Below are 3,584 nucleotides of genomic sequence, written 5' to 3'. Positions count from 1 at the left end.
CCGGCACCACGGCGGCCGGCGGCGTCATCGGCTTTCTCTCCGGCCTGGTGGGCGCGGGCGGCGGCTTCGTGTCGGTGCCCTTCATGACCTGGTGCAACGTGGCCATGCACAACGCGGTGGCCACCAGCGCGGCGCTGGGCTTTCCGATCGCGCTGGCCAACACGCTGGGCTATGTGATGGGCGGCTGGCACATGGCGCCCGCCCTGCCCGGCGCGATGGGCTACCTGTACCTGCCGGCGCTGGCGCTGATCGCGCCGGTGAGCGTGCTGATGGCGCCGGTGGGCGCGCGCGTGGCCCATGCGCTGGACATGCGCAAGCTCAAGCGGGTGTTCGCGCTGGTGCTGTACCTGCTGGCGGCGTACATGCTGTACCGCGGCTTGACCGCAAGCTGACGCCAGCCGGGGTCGTCAGCCCTCCGCCCGCTCGAAGCGGATACCCGCCAGCGTGACCACATTGCCGCCGCGGCGCTGGGCTTCGGCCAGCGCGGCGTCGCAGGCTTCACGCAGCGCTTCCTGGCTGTGGGCGGTGTGGGGGTAGCTGGCCACGCCCATCGACACGGTGAAGCGCAGCTCTTCGCCGTCCAGCACCACGATCTGCGTGGCGCATTCGCGGCGCAGGCTTTCCACGCGCGCATGCGCCGTGGCCAAGCCCACGCCTGACAGCAGCACCGCAAAGCGCTGGTCGTCCAGCCGGCAGGACGCGTCCATCGCACGGGTGTTGCCACGCAGCAGCCGGCCCAGCGTCTCGACGATGCGGGTATGGGCCGGTGCGCCCAGCTCGGCCACACGCGGCAAGGGCGGATCGACGGCGATGGTGACCAGCGCGAACTCGCGGTGCTCACGCGTGGACAGATCCACCTCGCGGCGCAGCTGGTCGTCGAAGTGCGCGCGGGTATAGAGGCCCGTGCGGGTGTCGCGCAGCGAATGGTCCTGCAGCTCGCGGCGCAGCGTCTCGACGTTGCGCTGCAGCTGCTCCAGCTGCTCCAGCGCGGCGCGCAGCTGGGCGTCCTTGGCCTTTTGGGCGGCCTGGTCGGTCCACACGCTGCACAGCAGGCGGCGGCCGTCGGCGCCGGCCGGCGCCACCACGCGCAGCACGCGGTAGTCGTGCTTGTCGCCGGCATGCTCGAAGCGATGCTCGCTGGTCAGCGGCTGGCCCTGGGCCACGGCGGTCTGCTCGGCCGCGCGCAGGGTGGTGACGAGCGCGGCTTCCAGCAGGTCGGCATCGCTGCGGCCGGGCAGCTGGTCGGCCGGCGTGCGCAGCCAGTCGGCCATGGCCTGGTTGGCCCACAGGTAGACACCGCTTTGCGCGTCCTTGACGGCCAGCAGCGCGCCCTGACGCTCGGCCAGCGCGGGCAGCGCCAGCGCCAAGGCCGCCTCAAGCGCCGCAGGGTCGATCGTGGTCGAGGTCGGCACCGTGGATGTCGGGTTGGAGGGGCGTGGGCTGGACAAATCCATCAAAACATTCTGCTGGTCGCGCAGGAACCACCGGCGATCAGGCTTTCTATGGTGAGCCGCCGCCCTGCGGGGCGCAAGGCGAAGCGGACGGCTTCGGGTGCATTCTCCCTAGCTTGGCAGCCGCTGAACACAGCGAGAAGACCCCGCAAGCGCGTGCATTGTGCGCATCCTCGGTGCCTGGCGTGGTGAAAACGACGCGGTATCCCGCACCAAGCGTGGGATTCGCCACTGGCACGGATGCTGCAGGCCAGCCACCACCGGCGCAGTGAAGCGCCGCCACCGTGGGCCTTGGGCGCACGGTTGCCGTGCACACCGGCGTGCGCAGCCATGACCCCTCCCGGGCAGACCCCGCAAGCATTGCTGCTTCCCAGGGCCTGCCGCACACCTGCCGCTCCCGGAGGAGCTTCGTGCGTCTGTCGTCGTCGATGAACAAACCCAAACTGGTGCTGGTGGGCAACGGCATGGCCGGCGTGCGCACGCTGGAAGAGCTGCTGAAGATCGCGCCCGACCTGTACGACATCACCGTCTTCGGGGCCGAGCCCCACCCCAACTACAACCGCGTCCTGCTGTCGCCAGTGCTGGCCGGCGAGCAGACGCTGGACGAGATCGTGCTGCACCCGCGCGAGTGGTACGCCCGGCACGGCATCACCCTGCACCTGGGCCGCCGCGTGGTGGCGCTGGACCGCCGCCGCCGCAGCGTGCAGGCCGACGACGGCACCGAGGCGCCCTACGACCGCCTGCTGCTGGCCACCGGCTCCAGCCCCTTCGTGCCGCCGCTGCCAGGCAACACCCTGCCCGGCGTCATCGCCTACCGCGACATCGCCGACACCCAGGCCATGATCGACGCCGCAACGCGCTACCGGCATGCGGTGGTCATCGGCGGCGGCTTGCTGGGCCTGGAAGCGGCCCATGGCCTGATGCGCCGCGGCATGCGGGTCACGGTGGTGCACATCGGCCGCTGGCTGCTCGACCGCCAGCTGGACGAGCCCGCCGCCCGGCTGCTGCAGGAGGCGCTGGAAGCGCGCGGCCTGCACTTCGTGCTGGGGGCGCAGACCCAGGCGCTGCTGGCCGATGCCGGCACGGGCCGCGTGCGCGCGGTGCAACTGGCCGATGGCGCCGAGCTGCCGGCCGACCTGGTCGTGGTGTCGGCCGGCATCCGGCCCAACGTGGCGCTGGCCGAAGCCGCCGGGCTGCACTGCCAGCGCGGCATCGTGGTGGGCGACACCCTGCAGACCGTCACCGACCCGCGCATCTACGCTGTGGGCGAATGCGCCGCCCACCGCGGCGTGGCCTATGGCCTGGTGGCGCCGCTGTACGAGCAGGGCCGCGTGTGCGCCACGCACCTGGCGCAGGTGGGCAGCGGCCGCTACACCGGCAGCCAGACCAGCACCCAGCTCAAGGTCACCGGCATCGACCTGTTTTCGGCCGGCAACTTCATGGGCGGCGAGCACACCGAGGCCATCGTGATGAGCGACCCCTTCGGCGGCGTCTACAAAAAGCTGGTGATCCAGGACAACAAGCTGGTGGGCGCCTGCCTGTACGGCGACACCGCCGATGGCGCCTGGTACTTCGACCTGCTGCGCGAGGGCCGCGACATCGGCGACATCCGCGACCAGTTGATCTTCGGCAGGAGCACCGACGCATGACCGCTGCGCGCGAGACCCGATCCACCTGCTGTTACTGCGGCGTGGGCTGCGGCGTCGTCATCGAATCCACCGGCGACCAGATCACCGGCGTGCGCGGCGACCCTGACCACCCCGCCAACTTCGGCCGCCTGTGCAGCAAGGGCAGCACCCTGCACCTGACGGCCAGCGCCCCCATCACCCAGCATGCGCGGCTGCTGTTTCCGATGCGGCGCAGCCAGCGCAACGCGGCGCCGCAACCGGTGAGCTGGAACGAGGCCATGACCCTGGCCACCGACCGCTTCGAGCAGACCATCCGCACCCATGGCCCCGACGCGGTGGGCTTTTACCTCTCGGGCCAGTTGCTGACGGAGGACTACTACGTCTTTAACAAGCTGGCCAAGGCGCTGATCGGCACCAACAACGTCGACACCAATTCGCGCCTGTGCATGAGCAGCGCGGTGGCCGGCTACAAGGCCACGCTGGGTGCCGATGCGCCGCCCGCCTG

The 3,584-nt window shown here is 70.9% G+C and carries 3 protein-coding genes and 1 pseudogene; 3 read left to right on the top strand and 1 reads right to left on the bottom strand.

Translation table 11 applies throughout. The features are described 5' to 3' along the window. Positions 1 to 392, top strand: a 392-nt coding sequence (locus tag ABNT58_RS22340; protein WP_348755606.1) for a sulfite exporter TauE/SafE family protein, incomplete at its 5' end; no start/stop codon positions are given. Between the two features lie 15 nt (positions 393 to 407). Here the strand turns inward: ABNT58_RS22340 and ABNT58_RS22335 are convergent. Then, positions 408 to 1,412 carry a diguanylate cyclase gene (locus ABNT58_RS22335; RefSeq protein WP_348755605.1) on the bottom strand — a complete coding sequence of 335 codons (1,005 nt, stop codon included), beginning with the start codon at positions 1,410 to 1,412 and terminating at the stop codon, positions 408 to 410. Between the two features lie 467 nt (positions 1,413 to 1,879). On the opposite strand from ABNT58_RS22335, the pseudogene ABNT58_RS22330 reads away from it, so the two are divergent. Next, a pseudogene (locus ABNT58_RS22330) lies at positions 1,880 to 3,082 on the top strand (FAD-dependent oxidoreductase); the annotation flags it as partial. A 14-nt stretch (positions 3,083 to 3,096) separates the two neighbouring features. Then, positions 3,097 to 3,584, top strand: a 488-nt coding sequence (locus ABNT58_RS22325; protein WP_348755604.1) for a molybdopterin-dependent oxidoreductase, incomplete at its 3' end; no start/stop codon positions are given.

The sequence above is a fragment of the uncultured Aquincola sp. genome, from assembly GCF_964001545.1.
In the GTDB taxonomy this organism is placed as follows: domain Bacteria; phylum Pseudomonadota; class Gammaproteobacteria; order Burkholderiales; family Burkholderiaceae_C; genus Aquincola.
The sequence above is the reverse complement of the archived record's forward strand: the minus strand, read 5'-3'. Positions and strand labels throughout refer to the sequence as shown.